Source organism: Rhodoferax sp. WC2427 (assembly GCF_040822085.1).
Taxonomy (GTDB): Bacteria; Pseudomonadota; Gammaproteobacteria; order Burkholderiales; family Burkholderiaceae_C; genus Rhodoferax_B.
Genome location: NZ_CP162006.1, coordinates 4,274,206 through 4,290,295 on the forward strand (window position 1 = coordinate 4,274,206; position 16,090 = coordinate 4,290,295).

The following is a 16,090-nucleotide window of genomic DNA, read 5'->3' on the forward strand; positions in this document are numbered from 1 at the left end:
CGTGAGCAGCTCTCGATTCAATAGCAAAACGTTGATTGCGGCTTCAGCCAGGCCTCGGCCAAGCGCACCCAGTAGGTGGCCCCTAGCGGGATCAGCTCGTCGTTGAAGTCGTAGCTGGGGTTGTGCAGGGTGCAGGGGCCTGCGCCGTGGCCCAGGGCGCGGTGGTCGCCGTCGCCGTTGGCAATGAAGCAATAGGCTCCCGGCTTGGCCTGCAGCATGTAGGCGAAGTCTTCGGCGCCCATGGTGGGCTCCTGGGTGACCACGTTGGCGGGCCCCACGATATCGGCCATCACCTGGCGGGCGAAAGCGGCCTCGGCGGCATGGTTGATGGTGGGCGGGTAGTTGCGGGCAAATTCGAACGCGCAACGGGCCCCAAACGCTTCGCACAGGCTGTCGGCAATCTGGCGCATGCGGTCTTCGATCAAATCCAGCACCTCCAGCGTGAAGGTGCGCACCGTGCCCTGCAGCTCCACGCTGTCGGGCACGATGTTGGTGGCCGAGCCGCCGTGCACCATGGTCACCGACACCACGCCTGCGTCGATGGGCTTCTTGTTGCGGCTGATGATGGTCTGGAAGGCCAGCACCATCTGGGCGGCGATGGGCACCGGGTCGATGCCCATATTGGGCATGGCAGCGTGGCTGCCTTTGCCGTGGATAGTGATCTTGAATTCGCTGCTGGAGGCCATCACCGGGCCAGGGCTGAGGGCAAACTGGCCCACCGGCATACCGGGCCAGTTGTGCATGCCAAACACCGCGTCCATGGGGAAGCGGGTGAACAGGCCCTCTTGCACCATCTCGCGGGCCCCGCCGCCGCCCTCTTCGGCGGGCTGAAAGACCAGGTAGACCGTGCCGTCGAAGTTGCGGTGCTCGGCCAGGTACTGCGCCGCCGCCAGCAGCATGGCCGTGTGGCCGTCGTGCCCACAGGCGTGCATCTTGCCGGGGTGCTGGCTGGCGTGGGCGAAGGTGTTGAACTCTTGCAGCGGCAGCGCGTCCATGTCGGCGCGCAGGCCGATGGCGCGCGGGGAGTTGCCGTTTTGCAAAATACCCACCACCCCGGTGCCCGCCAGGCCCCGGTGGATGGGAATGCCCCATTCGGTGAGCTGGCGCGCCACCAGGTCGGCGGTCAGCACCTCTTGAAAGCTCAGCTCCGGGTGGGCGTGCAGCTCACGGCGCAGGGCGGCAATGCCGGGGGCCTGGGCCACCAATTGGTCGATCACGGGCATGGCACGGCTCCTGGATTTATCATGGGACCATTCTGTCAGAAGGCCCCCATCGGATGAATAACCCCTCCCACACCGTGCGTGGCGCCTGCCCGCACGACTGCCCCGACACCTGCGCGCTGCTGACCACGGTGCAAGACGGCATCGCCATCAAGGTGCAGGGCAACCCAGACCACCCGCACACCGACGGCGTGCTGTGCACCAAGGTCTCGCGCTACACCGAGCGCACCTACCACCCGGAACGCATTCTGCAGCCGCTCAAGCGCAGCGGCCCCAAGGGTTCGGGCCAATACACGCCCGTGGGCTGGGACGAGGCGCTGGGCGACATCGCCACCCGCCTGCAGGCCATTGCCGCCCGCAACCCCGAGGCCATCCTGCCCTACAGCTACGCGGGCACCATGGGCCTAGTGCAGGGCGAGAGCATCGCCGCGCGCTTCTTCCACACACTGGGGGCGTCGCTGCTGGACCGCACAATCTGCGCGTCGGCAGGCGGCGAAGGCCTGGTCCACACGCTGGGCGGCAAGGTCGGCATGCAAGTGCAGTTTTTTGCCGAGTCGAAACTGATTCTGATCTGGGGCAGCAACTCCATCGGCAGCAATCTGCACTTCTGGCGCTATGTGCAGCAGGCCAAGCGCGACGGCGCTCGGCTGGTATGCATCGACCCGCGCAGGACCGAAACCGCCGAAAAGTGCCACGAACACATCGCCCTGCGCCCCGGCACCGATGCTGCGCTGGCATTCGCCCTGATGCACCAGCTCATCACCCACGACTGGCTGGACCACGCCTACCTGGCCGAGCACACCATGGGCTGGCCCGCGCTGCGCGAACGTGCCCTGCAGTGGCCGCCCGAGCGCGCTGCGGAGGTCTGCGGTGTGCCGGTGGAGCAGATCGTGTCGCTGGCGCGCGACTACGGCCAGTGCTTTGCCAACGGGCAGCCTGCGGCCATCCGCCTGAACTACGGCATGCAGCGCACCCGCGGCGGCGGCAATGCCACCCGCGCCGTGGTCAGCCTGCCTGCACTGATCGGCGCCTGGCGGCACCGCGCAGGCGGCGTGCTGATGAGCAGCTCGGGCCAATTCCCGGTCCAGCGCGCGGCCTTGCAGCGGCCCGACTTGCTGGCCGGGCGCAGGCCCCGCACCATCAACATGAGCACCATTGGCGATGCCCTTCTGGACACCACGGCTCCCAAGATCGAGGCGCTAGTGGTCTACAACAGCAATCCCGTCGCCGTGGCTCCCGATTCGGGCAAGGTAGTGCAGGGCTTTGCCCGCGAAGACCTGTTCACCGTGGTGCTGGAGCATTTCCAGACCGATACCGCCGATTACGCCGACTACATCCTGCCCGCCACCACGCAGTTGGAGCACTGGGACGTACACAGCGGCTACGGCCACACCGATGCCCTGCTCAACCGCCCCGCGATTGCGCCACTGGGCCAGTCCAAACCCAATACCCAGATCTTCCGGGAGCTGGCCGCCCATATGGGCCTGACCGACCCGTGCCTGCGCGAGAGTGACGAAATGCTGTGCCGCACTGCGTATGGCGACCAGGTGGATTTTGGCGTGCTGCTGGAGCAAGGCTTTGCGACGATTCCCTTGCCCGACGCACCGTTTGCCCACGGGCGGTTCCCCAGCCCTTCGGGCAAGTGCGAATTTTTCAGCGACAGGTTGGCGGCACAGGGCCGGGACGGCTTGCCGGACTACCTGCCCAACTACGAGGCGGCAGGCACTTCCACAGAATTTCCGCTGGCAATGATTTCGCCGCCTGCGCGCAATTTCTTGAATTCCAGCTTCGTCAACGTCACCAGTCTGCGCCAGATCGAGGGCGAACCGCTGCTGGAAATCCATGCCGACGATGCCCTGCCACGGGGCATCACCAGCGGGGCCGTGGTGCGCGTCTTCAATCAGCGCGGCACATACCGCTGTAAAGCCAAGGTGTCAGCCCGGGCCCGGGTCGGTGTGGTGAATGGACTGGGGGTGTGGTGGCGCAAACTGGGACTGGATGGCAGCAATGTGAACCAGCTCACCAGCCAGCAGTTGACCGATCTGGGCCGTGCGCCCACCTTCTATGACTGCCGGGTAGAGGTTGCGTTGGACGCGCCCCCGGCACCAGATGCCCATTAGGCCGACGTGGCCGATTTCTCGCTCTTGGTCTTCGCCGCTACGGGCGGTGCGCCCACCACTTGCCAGATGGTTTTAAACCCGGTATCGGGGATCTGCAAAGGTTTGGTACGCGCTGCTTCAGGAGGGGTGGCGACAACCGCGGGAGCTTTCTTAGCCATGGACACTTTCAAATTTTTGGAGGGCCGATTGTCGCAGCCGCACCATGCAAACCCCTACAAGATGCAGACACTTACGCGTCACAGGGCCCGTCACGTTGCTGATAAACCACAAACCCCTACCTGTAGCCGTGGTTTCCCAAAATAGAACCGGCCCGTTTTCGATGAAAATGGAGCCTGTTCGCGCACTCTTTGCGCCTGTTCCCCACCGCAGACCCACATCACCGTGACCACTCCCCTCGCCCCGACAGCCAAAAACCCCCAAGCACGCAAGCCCAGGCCGCAACGTGCTCCCCACGGCCGGGAGGTACACCCCCTGCTACACACCTTGTACGACCTGTATCCCAAGGTATTTGGCGCACAGGCCTTGCCACTAAAGCTCGGCATCTTCCATGAACTGGTAGCAAACCATCCAGATTTACTGGAAGCCAAGGCCTTGCGCGAAGCCCTGGGACAACACACCCGGTCTACCCGCTACCTGGAACAAGTTGCCACCGGCGTGCAGCGCCACGATCTTCAAGGCCATCCCGTCGAGCCATTGGCGCCCGAGCATGTGCACCAGGCCATCATGGAAGTCGCCCGCCGCGACCGTACAGCCAATAGCCCCGCAGGCCAAGCCAAACTGCGCCTGCGACTGCGCAATGCCTTCGAAGCCTCTGGATTGAGCCGGGGCGCCTATGCAGAACAGGTCAAACCGCCGCTGGAAGCCTGGAACGCCCTGCTGGACCACGCCTACACCGAAGACGGCGCTGCCGCAGCGAAGCGCGAAGCCTTGCTGAAAGCTTTTGAAAGTAGCGGCCAGACCTTGGCGCAGTTTGCTGACATGTACGGCATGGACCTAGCCCATACCGAAAATTCGCTAGAACAGGCCAAACAGGACCGAGCCAGCAAACAGTCCGAATAGATCTCGGCAGACCGCAGCAGCAAGCAAGCGCTACGGAGCCCCGCAAGGGGCAAAGAAACTTCCCCATAGCCACAAAGTAAAAAGCCCCAGTCATCGCTGGGGCCCATTTACGGATAGCAGAAATTAAAAAACCCACACAAGGTGGGTTTTTTAACTCGTAACACCGAAGTGCCACTGATTGGTTGCGCGAGTAGGATTTGAACCTACGACCTTTGGGTTATGAGCCCAACGAGCTACCAGGCTGCTCCATCGCGCGGTATGTCTCTATTATAGCCGCTTATTCTTGGTCTGCAGATATTTCTACAGCTTCTTTTACATCAGCACGGTCAACCAGTTCCACGAATGCCATAGGAGCATTGTCACCCACGCGGAAACCCATCTTCAAGATACGTGTATAGCCGCCTGGACGGGCCTTGAAATGGGGGCCGAGGTCGTTGAACAACTTGGTCACGCTGTCGCGGTCACGCAAGCGGTCAAAAGCCAGACGGCGGTTAGCCACTGTCGCTTCTTTGGCCAAGGTGATCATAGGTTCGATCACACGGCGCAATTCCTTGGCCTTGGGCAAAGTGGTCTTGATGGCCTCGTGCTCGATCAGCGAGTTCATCATGTTGCGCAACATCGCAAGACGGTGCGAAGTGGTGCGGTTAAGTTTACGAAGTCCGTGTCCGTGGCGCATGGTGCATTCCTTTCAATTATTTTGACGCACAGCCGGATCAGGTACTGCGCGTTGCACGTGTCCTTTGCAGGACATTTTTAAAGCCCAGCGCAGCCCCGAAGTGCTGCACCGGTCCAATTTCCAATTAACGCTTGTCCAGACCGGCCGGTGGCCAGCTTTCAAGCTTCATACCCAAAGTCAGACCGCGCGAAGCGAGGACTTCCTTGATTTCATTCAGCGATTTGCGACCCAGATTCGGGGTCTTGAGCAGTTCATTCTCGGTGCGCTGGATCAGATCACCGATGTAATAAATGTTCTCAGCCTTCAAGCAGTTCGCAGAGCGAACCGTCAATTCCAGCTCATCCACAGGACGCAACAGAATCGGGTCGAACTGCGTGTTGCCACGCGGTGCAGGCTGTTCAAACACGCCGGCCAATTCGCTGCCTTCCAGCTGCGCAAATACTGCGAGCTGTTCAACAAGGATTTTAGCCGATGCGCGCACGGCATCTTCAGCCGAGATCGCACCATTGGTTTCAATCTCTACCACCAGCTTGTCCAGGTCGGTACGCTGCTCAACGCGAGCGCTTTCAACGGTGTAGCTGACCCGCTTGACAGGTGAGAACGAAGCGTCCAGCACGATACGGCCGATCGACTTGGTTTGCTCATCCGCATAGCGGCGCATGCTGCCTGGGACATAACCACGGCCCTTTTCGACCTTGATTTGCATGTCCAGCTTGCCACCTTGAGACAAATGCGCAATCACGTGCTCTGGGTTGATGATCTCAACGTCGTGCGGAGTCTGAATGTCAGCCGCTGTGACCACACCGTCGCCGTCTTTACGCAGGCTCAGGGTGACTTCATCGCGGTTGTGCAGTTTGAAAACAACGCCTTTGAGGTTCAACAAAATGTTCACAACATCTTCTTGAACACCGTCAATCGAAGAGTACTCATGCAGCACACCTGCAATCGTCACTTCGGTTGCCGAATAACCCACCATGGACGACAACAGTACACGGCGTAGTGCATTACCCAATGTATGCCCGTAGCCGCGTTCAAACGGCTCCAACGCAACTTTCGCCCGGTTGTGGCCCAGCTGCTCAACGTTGATGGCTTTGGGTTTCAGCAAATTAGTTTGCATGCATGCTTCCTCTCAGTACCCCCAGCTCGTTACACCGGTAAGGCAAGTGTTGGTTCTAGACCGCAGTGCCCCGCAGCCTAGGAACAAAATCAAACGACAAATGCGGAATTAACGCGAATACAACTCAACGATCAGGGATTCGTTGACATCAGAGGCGAATTCATCGCGATCAGGTACTTTCTTGAAAATACCTTCGGTCTTCTCAATGCTGACTTCAACCCAGGCCGGCAGGCCCACTTGTTGCGCCAGTTGCAGGGCTTCAACAATACGGTTCTGCTTCTTCGACTTGTCGCGAACAGCCACTACGTCGCCGGTCTTGACCATGTACGAAGGGATATTCACGCACTGACCGTTCACCGTCATCGCTTTGTGCGACACCAATTGGCGTGCTTCGGCGCGCGTGGAGCCAAAGCCCATGCGGTAGACGACATTGTCCAGACGGGATTCCAGCAGGAACAGCAGATTTGCACCGGTATTGCCCTTGCGGCGATCGGCCTCTTCGAAATAGCGGCGGAACTGACGCTCCAACACACCGTACATGCGCTTTACTTTTTGCTTTTCGCGCAGCTGCAAGCCGAAATCAGAAGTACGGGCACCAGAAGTGCGACCGTGTTGACCTGGCTTGGAGTCAAATTTGGCCTTGTCGCTGATAGAACGACGGGCGCTCTTCAGGAAAAGATCAGTGCCTTCACGGCGGGAAAGTTTGGCCTTGGGACCGAGATAGCGTGCCACTTGAGCGTCCTTAAATATTATCTTCCACGCAGAAACGTGGGAGCCATCTGCGCAAGGCAGATGGCGGTGGGCTTATAAAAAACCGGACCGAAACGAATTCCGGTGAGATTAGATGCGACGACGCTTTTGAGGGCGGCAACCGTTGTGTGGAACGGGAGTCACATCTGCAATCGAGGTAATGCGGATACCGAGTGCTCCCAGAGCACGAACCGAAGATTCGCGACCAGGACCCGGGCCCTTGATTTCGACATCAAGATTCTTGATGCCTTGCTCAATGGCGGCACGACCAGCCACTTCGGAAGCAACCTGGGCAGCAAATGGAGTCGATTTACGCGAACCCTTGAAGCCCTGGCCACCGGAAGAAGCCCAAGACAACGCATTGCCTTGACGATCAGTGATCGTGATGATTGTATTGTTAAATGATGCGTGCACGTGTGCGACACCGTCAGACACGTTCTTGCGAACTTTCTTACGTACACGCTGCGATGCGTTGCTTTGCTGAGCTTTTGCCATAGTGATCTCTCAATCCCTTTATTTCTTCAATGAAGCTGCAGCCTTGCGCGGTCCCTTACGGGTGCGTGCGTTGGTACGCGTACGCTGACCACGCATCGGCAAACCGCGACGGTGGCGGAAACCACGGTAGCAGCCGATGTCCATCAATCGCTTGATGTTCATCGTGGTTTCTCTACGCAAATCGCCTTCAATGGTGAAGAGAGCGATTTGGTCGCGGATCTTTTCCAGATCAGCATCGGTCAAGTCTTTGACCTTTTTGGAATATGCAATGTCGCAAGCTTCGCAAATCTTGCGAGCGCGCGTGCGACCGATACCGAAAATAGCGGTTAAGCCGATTTCGGAATGCTTTTGCGGCGGAATGTTAATACCAGCGATACGTGCCATGTGCGTCCTCTAAAACTTTTCTATCAACCTTGACGCTGTTTGTGGCGTGGATCTGTACAGATCACACGAACCACGCCCTTGCGCCGGATGACTTTGCAGTTACGGCAAATTTTCTTAACCGAAGCTGAAACTCTCATTTAATTCTCCTAAAACTCTGAATACCGTGCGATTGAATTCTCTGGAACAAAACACCAGACCCATGACCAACTTTTAACTTACCAATTACGCATTGGCAGAGGACTTGAAGTTAGCCTTTTTCAGCAATGACTCATACTGTTGAGACATCATGTAGTTTTGAACCTGGGCCATGAAATCCATAGTCACAACCACAATAATGAGCAGTGACGTTCCACCAAAATTAAATGGCACGTTGTATTTCAAGACCAATATTTCCGGAACCAAACACACAAAGGTGATGTAAACCGCACCTGCCAAAGTCAACCTCAGCAATATCTTGTCGATATAGCGAGCAGTCTGTTCACCGGGGCGGATGCCAGGAATGAACGCACCACTCTTCTTCAGGTTGTCTGCTGTTTCACGGCTATTGAATACAAGCGCCGTGTAAAAAAAGCAGAAAAATACAATGGCACTGGCATAGAACAGCACATAAACCGGTTGTCCTGGACTCAGCATGCCTGCGACATCTTTCAGCCAGCGCAACGATTCAGAAGCACTGAACCAATTCACCACCGTTGCAGGCAACAAAATAATCGATGAAGCAAAGATCGGAGGAATTACACCAGCCATATTGAGCTTCAAAGGCAGATGCGAAGACTGTCCGCCATATACCTTGTTACCCACCTGCCGCCGTGCGTAATTCACCAGAATCTTTCTTTGACCACGTTCTACGAACACGACAAAGTAAGTGACCAATGCAACTACAGCAACAATAAAGATGGAGGCAATGATGCTCATAGCACCCGTGCGCACCAACTCCAGTAAACCACCGATAGAACCCGGCAATCCAGCCGCAATGCCAGCGAAGATCAGTATGGAAATTCCATTACCTAAGCCACGCTCTGTAATTTGCTCACCCAACCACATCAGAAACATGGTCCCAGCGGTCAAACTAACAACAGCTGTCATGCGGAAACCAAAGCCTGGCGACAAAACCAAACCTGGAGAGCTCTCCAAACCAGTAGCAATCACCAAAGATTGAAACAGAGCCAGACCCAAAGTGCCATAGCGGGTGTACTGGGTAATCTTGCGACGGCCAGACTCGCCTTCCTTCTTCATCTGCTCAAACATCGGGACCACATAGCCCATCAATTGCATGATGATGGAGGCCGAGATGTAAGGCATGATGCCTAAGGCAAATACGGTAAACCGGGACAAGGCACCACCAGAAAACATATTGAACAAGCTCAATATGCCGCCTTGCTGGCCTTTAAAAAGCTGCTGCAGTTGCGTTGCGTCGATGCCGGGCACAGGAATATGTGCACCGACACGATAAACAACCAGCGCAAGCAGCAAAAACACCAAGCGACGACGCAAGTCGCCGAACTTACCCGTCTTTGCGATTTGAGCGCTAGTTGCCACCGAACGTTTCCTTCAACAAAAACTTAAGCCAGGCTGCCACCGGCGGCTTCAATAGCCGCCTTGGCTGCTGCCGTAGCACCAATACCAGTGAACTTGATCGCCTTGGTCAGTTCGCCGGTCTTGATGACCTTGATGACTTTAGCCATCTCAGCAATCAGACCTGCCTGCTTCAGTGCCAAACCGTCTACTTCAGACAGGCCCAGCTTTTCCAGCGCTTCCAGAGTGACTTCAGCGTTGTACTTCAGCAAGTGCGATTTGAAACCACGCTTAGGCAAACGGCGTTGCATAGGCATTTGACCGCCTTCAAAGCCGACCTTGTGGTAACCACCAGCACGGGATTTTTGACCCTTGTGGCCGCGGCCAGAGGTCTTGCCCAGGCCAGAGCCAATACCGCGACCAACGCGACGCTTGGCGTGCTTTGCACCCGCTGCGGGCTTAATGCCATTGAGTTCCATCGTCAATCCTTAGATGATTTTGACCAGATAACTGATCTTGTTGATCATGCCGCGGACTTCGGGCGTGTCTTGCAGTTCGCTTACGCTGCGAATCTTGCGCAGACCCAAGCCACGAACGGTTGCACGGTGCGATTCTTTGGTACCAATCGGGCTGCGAACCAGCGTCACTTTGAGTGTTTGTTGCGTTGTCATTTGGATAACCTTGCTCAGACGAAGATTTCTTCGACGTTTTTGCCGCGCTTGGCAGCAATGTCCGAAGGAGTGGTCGAATTACGCAATGCATCCAAGGTGGCACGCACCATGTTGTACGGGTTCGACGAACCATGGCTCTTGGCCACGATATCGGTGATACCCATCACTTCAAACACTGCGCGCATAGGGCCGCCTGCAATGATGCCGGTACCCTTGGGGGCCGGTGCCATCATCACGTTGGCTGCGCCATGTTGGCCAGTCACTTTGTGGAAAACGGAACCGTTTTTCAGCGTGACCTTCACCATGTTGCGGCGGGCTTCTTCCATCGCTTTTTGCACAGCAGCAGGCACTTCTTTCGACTTGCCCTTGCCCATGCCAACGCGACCTTCGCCATCACCTACCACGGTCAAAGCTGCGAAACCAAGAATACGGCCACCCTTGACCACCTTGGTAACGCGGTTGACCGCGATCATCTTTTCACGCAGGCCGTCTTCAGGCCCTTCAGCCTTACCCTGCATTTTTCCTTGAACTTTAGCCATGATTTATTCCGATCTGCTTAGAACTGCAAGCCAGCTTCGCGGGCAGCATCGGCAAGCGCCTTGACGCGTCCGTGGTACGCAAAACCTGAGCGATCAAACGCTACTTTTTCAACGCCGGCAGCTTTTGCTTTTTCAGCAATCAACTTGCCAATGGCTTGTGCTGCGGTGGTGTTGCCACCCTTGCCAGCGCCGCCCAGCTCTTTGCGCACTGCCGCTTCGGCGGTCGATGCGCTGGCCAGAATCTTGGCACCGTCGCCAGAAATAACGCTGGCGTAGATGTGCAAGTTGGTACGGTTCACCGTCAGGCGTGCAACGCCTTGGGTGGCAATACGGATGCGGGTTTGACGCGCACGGCGGAGACGCTGTTCTTTTTTGGTCAACATGTTGCGGCTCCTTATTTCTTCTTGGTTTCTTTGATCGTGATCTTCTCATCCGAATAACGGATGCCCTTGCCCTTGTAAGGCTCGGGAGGACGGATCGCACGAATCTCAGCAGCCACCTGGCCCACACGTTGACGGTCCGCACCCTTGATCAGAATTTCTGTCGGGGTGGGGGTCGCAACGGTGATGCCAGCAGGCATGTCGATATTGACGGGGTGGGAGTAACCCACGGCCAAGTTCAGCTTGGCGCCCTGGGCGGCGGCTTTGTAGCCCACGCCAACCAGGCTCAGCTTCTTCTCGAAACCCTTGGTCACACCGACGACCATGTTGTTCACCAGCTGACGCATGGTGCCCGACATGGCATTGGCTTCACGGGACTCATTGGCGGGGACAAACGTGAGTTTGCCAGCGTCATTGGTCACGGTAACCAGCGCATTTTGGGTCAACGACAGCGAACCGCCGGTGCCCTTGACATTGATTTGGTCGTCCTTGATTGCCACATCCACACCAGCGGGGATAGCAACAGGCATTTTTCCTACGCGAGACATTTGCTAGTTCTCCTGCTTAAGCGACGTAGCACAAGACTTCGCCACCGATACCGGTTGCGCGGGCTTTGCGGTCCGTCATCACGCCTTGCGGAGTGGTAACAATTGCCACACCCAAGCCATTCATGACTTGTGGAATGGCGCCGTGGCCTTTGTAAACACGCAGGCCGGGACGGCTAACGCGTTCAATACGTTCGATCACAGGGCGACCGGCGTAATATTTCAAGGTAATTTCGAGTTCGCTTTTGCCAGCTTCGGTTTTCACCTGGAAGCCGTCAATGTAACCTTCGTCTTTCAGGACTTGGGCAATCGCGACCTTCACTTTGGATGAAGGAATCGATACAGTCGTTTTGGCCACCATTTGCGCGTTGCGGATGCGAGTCAGCAAGTCGGCGATGGGATCACTCATACTCATGTTTAGGTTCTCCTGCCTTACTTACCAGCTGGCCTTGACCATACCGGGGATGTCGCCAGCAAAAGCCAGTTCGCGAATTTTTGCGCGAGCCAAGCCAAACTGACGGAATGTTCCACGAGGACGACCCGTGATAGCGCAACGGTTACGTTGGCGCGTCGGGTTTGCATTGCGTGGAAGCTTTTGCAAAGCCAAGCGGGCCGCAGCACGCTCGTCGTCGGTCTTCTTGGCATCGGTCGAAATTGCTTTCAACTCTGCGTGTTTTGCTGCGTACTTGGCGACCAATTGGTCACGCTTGAGTTCACGCTGAATCAGAGCTTGTTTAGCCACACGTCACCTCAGTTCTTGAACGGAAAACGGAACCCGGCGAGCAGTGCCTTGCACTCTTCGTCATTCTTGGCCGTTGTCGTGATGCTGATATTGAGACCGCGCAAGGCATCGACCTTGTCGTACTCGATTTCAGGAAAAATGATCTGCTCTTTCACGCCGATGTTGTAGTTGCCACGGCCGTCAAAAGCACGGCCAGAGATACCACGGAAGTCACGCACACGCGGCAGAGCCACGGTGACGAAACGGTCCAGGAACTCAAACATCTGCACGCCGCGCAAAGTCACCATGCAACCAATAGCCTGGCCTTCACGGATCTTGAAACCCGCGATAGCTTTCTTGGCCTTGGTCACCACAGGGCGTTGGCCTGCAATCTTGGTCAAATCGGCAACTGCGTTGTCCATGACCTTCTTGTCGGATACCGCTTCGCTCACACCCATGTTCAGGGTGATCTTGGTGAAACGGGGAACCTGCATCGGCGAGGTGTAGCCAAACTTGGCCATCAGCTCGGGAGCAACTTTGTCGCGATAGAGTTGTTGTAGACGTGCCATGCTCATGCAACCTTGATTTCTTCGCCGCTAGACTTGTAAACGCGGGTGCGCTTGCCATCTGCCAGCAACTTGATTCCAACACGATCAGCCTTGCCGGTAGCCGCATTGAAAATGGCTACGTTGGACTGGTGAATGGGCATATTCTTTTCAATGATGCCGCCTGCCTCACCCTTCATGGGGTTAGGTTTAGCGTGCTTCTTGACCATGTTGATGCCATCGACCAACAGGTAAGAATCATCTTTGCGCAGCGCCACGGTGCCGCGCTTGCCCTTGTCGCGCCCGGTGAGCACAACGACTTGGTCGCCTTTGCGAATTTTGTTCATGGTGCGTCCTTACAGAACTTCAGGAGCCAGGGACACGATCTTCATGAACTTTTCGGTACGCAATTCGCGCGTCACGGGTCCAAAGATGCGGGTGCCGATGGGCTCCAGCTTTGCGTTGAGCAACACTGCTGCGTTGCCGTCGAATTTGACCAGCGAACCGTCTGCACGACGGATGCCTTTGGCCGTGCGCACCACCACTGCACTGTAGATCTCGCCTTTTTTGACGCGACCACGTGGAGCGGCTTCTTTGATGCTCACTTTGATGACGTCGCCAACGCTAGCATAGCGACGCTTGGACCCGCCCAGCACCTTGATGCAGAGAACGGATTTCGCGCCAGTATTGTCGGCAACATCTAACCGGGATTCAGTTTGGATCATGTCTATGTTTTCCCAACTTGCATCAGTTGAACCAGCTTTGCAGCTTGCCCGCCTGATCAGTCTTGGGCCCGTCGTCCACGCTACAAACCACTCATAGCGCTTCCTTTGGGCAGAAGCATCGCTTTTTAGGAGCGAAGCCCACGATTATGCAGAGTATTTAACGGCGCGTCAACACCTTGCCTATAAATACCGCTGCTTTGGCCCTTAACGGGCAGCCAACACGGCAGCCACTACCTCGGCAAAGCCTGCGCCCCGCTCGTTTTGGGTGATGAAGGCGGGTTTGCGGGCCATTTGGGCTTCAAAGCGTCGCACATTGGCCACACCGATACTGTGCGGCAGGGCTTCGAACATGCGCTGGTCGTTGGTGGAGTCACCTACATAGGCCCACAAGCCACGCTCTGCTGCCAGGTCGCGCCCCAGCAGGGCCTGGACGATCCAGCATGCTCCGACCCATTTGTCGTGTCCGCCAAACCAGCCGTTGATATGGATGGAACTGACGGTGGCGTGCATGCCCTCGGACTGGAGTATGGCCACCACCTGGGCAATCTTGTCGGATGGCAGGTGGGTAAATTCACTGTGGTCGAAGGCGATATCGGTTTCGCGTCCTGCGGAGTCTTGCGCCAGCGTGGTCCCAGGCACCTCGGCCAGCACCCGCTGCGCAACCTGCTGCATGCGCGCAAAGTTGGCGCTGCGCGTGCGGGCATCCTGGATATACAGTTTTGATAGCTGCTCGTGCTGATGGAATAAGCGTGGGGTGCCAATTTGGCTTGTATTTTTTTGCAATGCCACTGCACCGTTCTCGGCTACGATCGCATCCACCGGCCAGGTGCACGCAAACGGCTCGCTCCACCCTACCGGGCGGCCTGTAATGGCGATGACCACCAAGCCAGCCGCCTTCAGGTCCGCCAAGGCCTGCAGCGCGTCGGCGGTGATGGCCCCCTCGGTCGTCAGCGTGTCGTCGATATCGGTCAGTACGCCCACCAGGCCGCGCCGCGCGGCCTGCGGCCATTGCGCCAATGGCTTCACGCGGGCAGGGTCAGATAGAGTTGCGCCAAAGCCACAAAGGCATCGGCTTGGGGATCGACACCGGTTTCTTCGCGCAGGATGTCGGCCACAGCCGGAGCCAAACTGGCGGCCAGCCGTGCATCCAGGAACAATAGTCGGCTGCGGCGGGCCAGCATATCTTCCACGGTGCGGGCGTATTCAAAGCGCGCTGCAAAGCGGACCATGCCTTCGGTGACTCCACCGCCCAACCAGCGGTCGCCGCCGGGCAAGGCATACACAACGGTTTGCTCAGTGCCGTAGGCGTGCAGGCCGGGTGCATCACTGATCTTGGGGCGTCGGGCATCCACTGCTGCACCAGCACCCACCAGACGCAAAGTGGATGTTGTCCCGGGCTTACGCGGCTGCAGTAACTGCGCATCAAAACATTTATCCAGTACATCCTCGGCCATGGCGCGGTAGGTGGTCCACTTACCGCCCGTCACGGTGACGAGGCCGCTTTTGCTGACCAACACCGTATGCTCGCGGCTGATGCCCTTGGTGTTGCCACCATCTTCGTCCTGGGGCTTGACCAGCGGGCGCAGACCCACCCAGACGCTTTTCACGTCGGCGCGTGTGGGGGCACGGCTGAGGTAGCGGGCAGATTCGCTCAGGATGAACTCCACCTCCTCCTTGAAAGGCTGCGGCTCACGGGCCAAGTCGTCGCGTGGCGTGTCGGTGGTACCCAGGATGACCTTGCCCAACCAGGGCACGGCAAACAACACGCGGCCATCGGCGGTTTTGGGGACCAGCATGGCATGGTCACCGGGCAGAAATTCGCGGTCCACCACAATGTGCACTCCCTGGCTGGGGGCCACCATGGGTTTGACCACCCGACCAGTGGCTTCGCCGTCCTGCTGGCGGAACGCATCCACCCATACCCCGGTGGCGTTTACCACACAGGCTGCACGCAGAGTGATCTTGGCACCGGTTTCACGGTCTTCGCAGTGCACTCCCGCGACCTTGCCGCCTTCGTGCAACAGGCCGGTGGCGGCGCAGTAATTAACCACCACCGCACCGTGGGCGGCCGCCGTGCGGGCCAGCACCAGGGCCAGCCGCGCATCGTCAAACTGGCCATCCCAATACTTGACACCACCCTTGAGGCCTCGGACCTGCACGGTAGGCAGGTACTGCAGGGTTTTACTGCGCCCTAGAAATTCTGTGGGGCCCAAGCCCGCCTTGCCCGCCAGCGCGTCATAAATCTTTAAACCGATCCCGTAAAACGGTGTATCCAGCAGCTTGTACGAGGGCATCACAAAGGCCAGCGGCTGGGCCAGATGCGGCGCGTTGTGCAGCAGCGTGGTGCGCTCGTGCAAGGCCTCGCTAACCAGGGCGATATTGCCCTGCGCCAAATAGCGGACACCACCGTGCACCAGTTTGGTCGCCCGCGACGAGGTGCCTTTGGCAAAGTCGTGCGACTCGACCAGGGCCACACTGAACCCCCGCGTTGCGGCGTCCAGCGCCACGCCCAGGCCCGTGGCCCCGCCGCCGATCACCACCACGTCGAAACGGGCGGGGGCGGTCAATTGCGCCATCAACGCAGAACGCAGGGTAGCCAGGGGTGGGGGTGCGAATGTCATAACCTAA

General features: G+C 57.8%; 23 protein-coding genes and 1 tRNA gene. 2 read left to right on the forward strand and 22 right to left on the reverse strand.

Annotation, left to right across the window (positions count from 1 at the left end):
• Nucleotides 1–17 precede the first annotated feature (17 nt).
• Entirely contained in the window at nt 18–1,223 is a 1,206-nt protein-coding gene (locus AB3G31_RS19870) for a M20 aminoacylase family protein (RefSeq protein WP_367847785.1), read from the reverse strand.
• A 53-nt stretch (nt 1,224–1,276) separates the two neighbouring features.
• On the opposite strand from AB3G31_RS19870, the gene AB3G31_RS19875 reads away from it, so the two are divergent.
• Nucleotides 1,277–3,340 carry a molybdopterin-dependent oxidoreductase gene (locus AB3G31_RS19875; protein WP_367847786.1) on the forward strand — a complete coding sequence of 688 codons (2,064 nt, stop codon included), beginning with the start codon at nt 1,277–1,279 and terminating at the stop codon, nt 3,338–3,340.
• Here AB3G31_RS19875 and AB3G31_RS19880 read toward each other — a convergent pair.
• The gene (locus tag AB3G31_RS19880; protein WP_367847787.1) at nt 3,337–3,498 is read right to left on the reverse strand and encodes a hypothetical protein; all 162 of its coding nucleotides are present in this window, start codon (nt 3,496–3,498) and stop codon (nt 3,337–3,339) included. The two genes, AB3G31_RS19875 and AB3G31_RS19880, sit on opposite strands and share 4 nt — an antisense overlap.
• Before the next feature lie 325 nt (nt 3,499–3,823).
• On the opposite strand from AB3G31_RS19880, the gene AB3G31_RS19885 reads away from it, so the two are divergent.
• Nucleotides 3,824–4,399, forward strand: coding sequence for a ProQ/FINO family protein (locus AB3G31_RS19885; RefSeq protein ID WP_367847788.1), 576 nt, complete (start codon nt 3,824–3,826; stop codon nt 4,397–4,399).
• A 179-nt stretch (nt 4,400–4,578) separates the two neighbouring features.
• On the opposite strand, the gene AB3G31_RS19890 is transcribed toward AB3G31_RS19885, so the two are convergent.
• The 20 genes from AB3G31_RS19890 to AB3G31_RS19985 form a co-directional block, all read right to left on the reverse strand.
• Nucleotides 4,579–4,655: transfer RNA gene (locus AB3G31_RS19890), tRNA-Met, on the reverse strand.
• Nucleotides 4,656–4,676: 21 nt separating this feature from the next.
• The gene (gene rplQ, locus AB3G31_RS19895) at nt 4,677–5,075 is read right to left on the reverse strand and encodes a 50S ribosomal protein L17 (RefSeq protein ID WP_367847789.1); all 399 of its coding nucleotides are present in this window, start codon (nt 5,073–5,075) and stop codon (nt 4,677–4,679) included.
• 124 nt (nt 5,076–5,199) lie between these two features.
• Complete coding sequence (gene rpoA / locus AB3G31_RS19900) at nt 5,200–6,192, reverse strand: DNA-directed RNA polymerase subunit alpha (protein WP_092757623.1); 993 nt, start codon at nt 6,190–6,192, stop codon at nt 5,200–5,202.
• A gap of 108 nt (nt 6,193–6,300) precedes the next feature.
• Nucleotides 6,301–6,924 (reverse strand): 30S ribosomal protein S4, encoded by a 624-nt coding sequence (gene rpsD / locus AB3G31_RS19905; protein WP_295959421.1) that lies wholly within the window; start codon nt 6,922–6,924, stop codon nt 6,301–6,303.
• Between the two features lie 108 nt (nt 6,925–7,032).
• Entirely contained in the window at nt 7,033–7,437 is a 405-nt protein-coding gene (gene rpsK, locus AB3G31_RS19910; RefSeq protein WP_092757621.1) for a 30S ribosomal protein S11, read from the reverse strand.
• Between the two features lie 18 nt (nt 7,438–7,455).
• Nucleotides 7,456–7,821, reverse strand: a complete 366-nt coding sequence (gene rpsM, locus AB3G31_RS19915) for a 30S ribosomal protein S13 (RefSeq protein WP_295959417.1) — start codon at nt 7,819–7,821, stop codon at nt 7,456–7,458.
• 23 nt (nt 7,822–7,844) lie between these two features.
• Nucleotides 7,845–7,958, reverse strand: a complete 114-nt coding sequence (gene rpmJ, locus AB3G31_RS19920; RefSeq protein ID WP_028820150.1) for a 50S ribosomal protein L36 — start codon at nt 7,956–7,958, stop codon at nt 7,845–7,847.
• An 85-nt stretch (nt 7,959–8,043) separates the two neighbouring features.
• Entirely contained in the window at nt 8,044–9,360 is a 1,317-nt protein-coding gene (secY, locus tag AB3G31_RS19925) for a preprotein translocase subunit SecY (RefSeq protein WP_295959414.1), read from the reverse strand.
• Between the two features lie 23 nt (nt 9,361–9,383).
• Nucleotides 9,384–9,815 carry a 50S ribosomal protein L15 gene (gene rplO, locus AB3G31_RS19930; protein WP_315191937.1) on the reverse strand — a complete coding sequence of 144 codons (432 nt, stop codon included), beginning with the start codon at nt 9,813–9,815 and terminating at the stop codon, nt 9,384–9,386.
• 9 nt (nt 9,816–9,824) lie between these two features.
• Entirely contained in the window at nt 9,825–10,007 is a 183-nt protein-coding gene (rpmD, locus tag AB3G31_RS19935) for a 50S ribosomal protein L30 (protein ID WP_092757618.1), read from the reverse strand.
• Nucleotides 10,008–10,021: 14 nt separating this feature from the next.
• Nucleotides 10,022–10,546, reverse strand: coding sequence for a 30S ribosomal protein S5 (rpsE, locus tag AB3G31_RS19940; protein ID WP_092757617.1), 525 nt, complete (start codon nt 10,544–10,546; stop codon nt 10,022–10,024).
• A 17-nt stretch (nt 10,547–10,563) separates the two neighbouring features.
• Nucleotides 10,564–10,929: a 50S ribosomal protein L18 gene (rplR, locus tag AB3G31_RS19945; protein WP_295959407.1), complete on the reverse strand. Its 366-nt coding sequence runs from the start codon at nt 10,927–10,929 to the stop codon at nt 10,564–10,566.
• Between the two features lie 11 nt (nt 10,930–10,940).
• Complete coding sequence (gene rplF, locus AB3G31_RS19950) at nt 10,941–11,474, reverse strand: 50S ribosomal protein L6 (protein WP_315191933.1); 534 nt, start codon at nt 11,472–11,474, stop codon at nt 10,941–10,943.
• 16 nt (nt 11,475–11,490) lie between these two features.
• On the reverse strand, nt 11,491–11,886 hold the full coding sequence (gene rpsH / locus AB3G31_RS19955) for a 30S ribosomal protein S8 (RefSeq protein WP_295959402.1): 396 nt from the start codon (nt 11,884–11,886) through the stop codon (nt 11,491–11,493).
• A 21-nt stretch (nt 11,887–11,907) separates the two neighbouring features.
• Nucleotides 11,908–12,213, reverse strand: a complete 306-nt coding sequence (gene rpsN, locus AB3G31_RS19960) for a 30S ribosomal protein S14 (RefSeq protein ID WP_295959399.1) — start codon at nt 12,211–12,213, stop codon at nt 11,908–11,910.
• Nucleotides 12,214–12,221: 8 nt separating this feature from the next.
• The gene (gene rplE, locus AB3G31_RS19965) at nt 12,222–12,761 is read right to left on the reverse strand and encodes a 50S ribosomal protein L5 (protein WP_315192382.1); all 540 of its coding nucleotides are present in this window, start codon (nt 12,759–12,761) and stop codon (nt 12,222–12,224) included.
• A gap of 2 nt (nt 12,762–12,763) precedes the next feature.
• Entirely contained in the window at nt 12,764–13,084 is a 321-nt protein-coding gene (rplX, locus tag AB3G31_RS19970) for a 50S ribosomal protein L24 (protein ID WP_295959393.1), read from the reverse strand.
• A gap of 9 nt (nt 13,085–13,093) precedes the next feature.
• Nucleotides 13,094–13,462: a 50S ribosomal protein L14 gene (gene rplN, locus AB3G31_RS19975; RefSeq protein ID WP_068674584.1), complete on the reverse strand. Its 369-nt coding sequence runs from the start codon at nt 13,460–13,462 to the stop codon at nt 13,094–13,096.
• A 204-nt stretch (nt 13,463–13,666) separates the two neighbouring features.
• Nucleotides 13,667–14,488: an HAD-IIB family hydrolase gene (locus AB3G31_RS19980; protein WP_367847790.1), complete on the reverse strand. Its 822-nt coding sequence runs from the start codon at nt 14,486–14,488 to the stop codon at nt 13,667–13,669.
• Nucleotides 14,485–16,083, reverse strand: a complete 1,599-nt coding sequence (locus AB3G31_RS19985; RefSeq protein WP_367847791.1) for an FAD-dependent oxidoreductase — start codon at nt 16,081–16,083, stop codon at nt 14,485–14,487. The genes AB3G31_RS19980 and AB3G31_RS19985 overlap by 4 nt, the downstream gene beginning before the upstream one ends.
• Nucleotides 16,084–16,090: the final 7 nt, after the last annotated feature.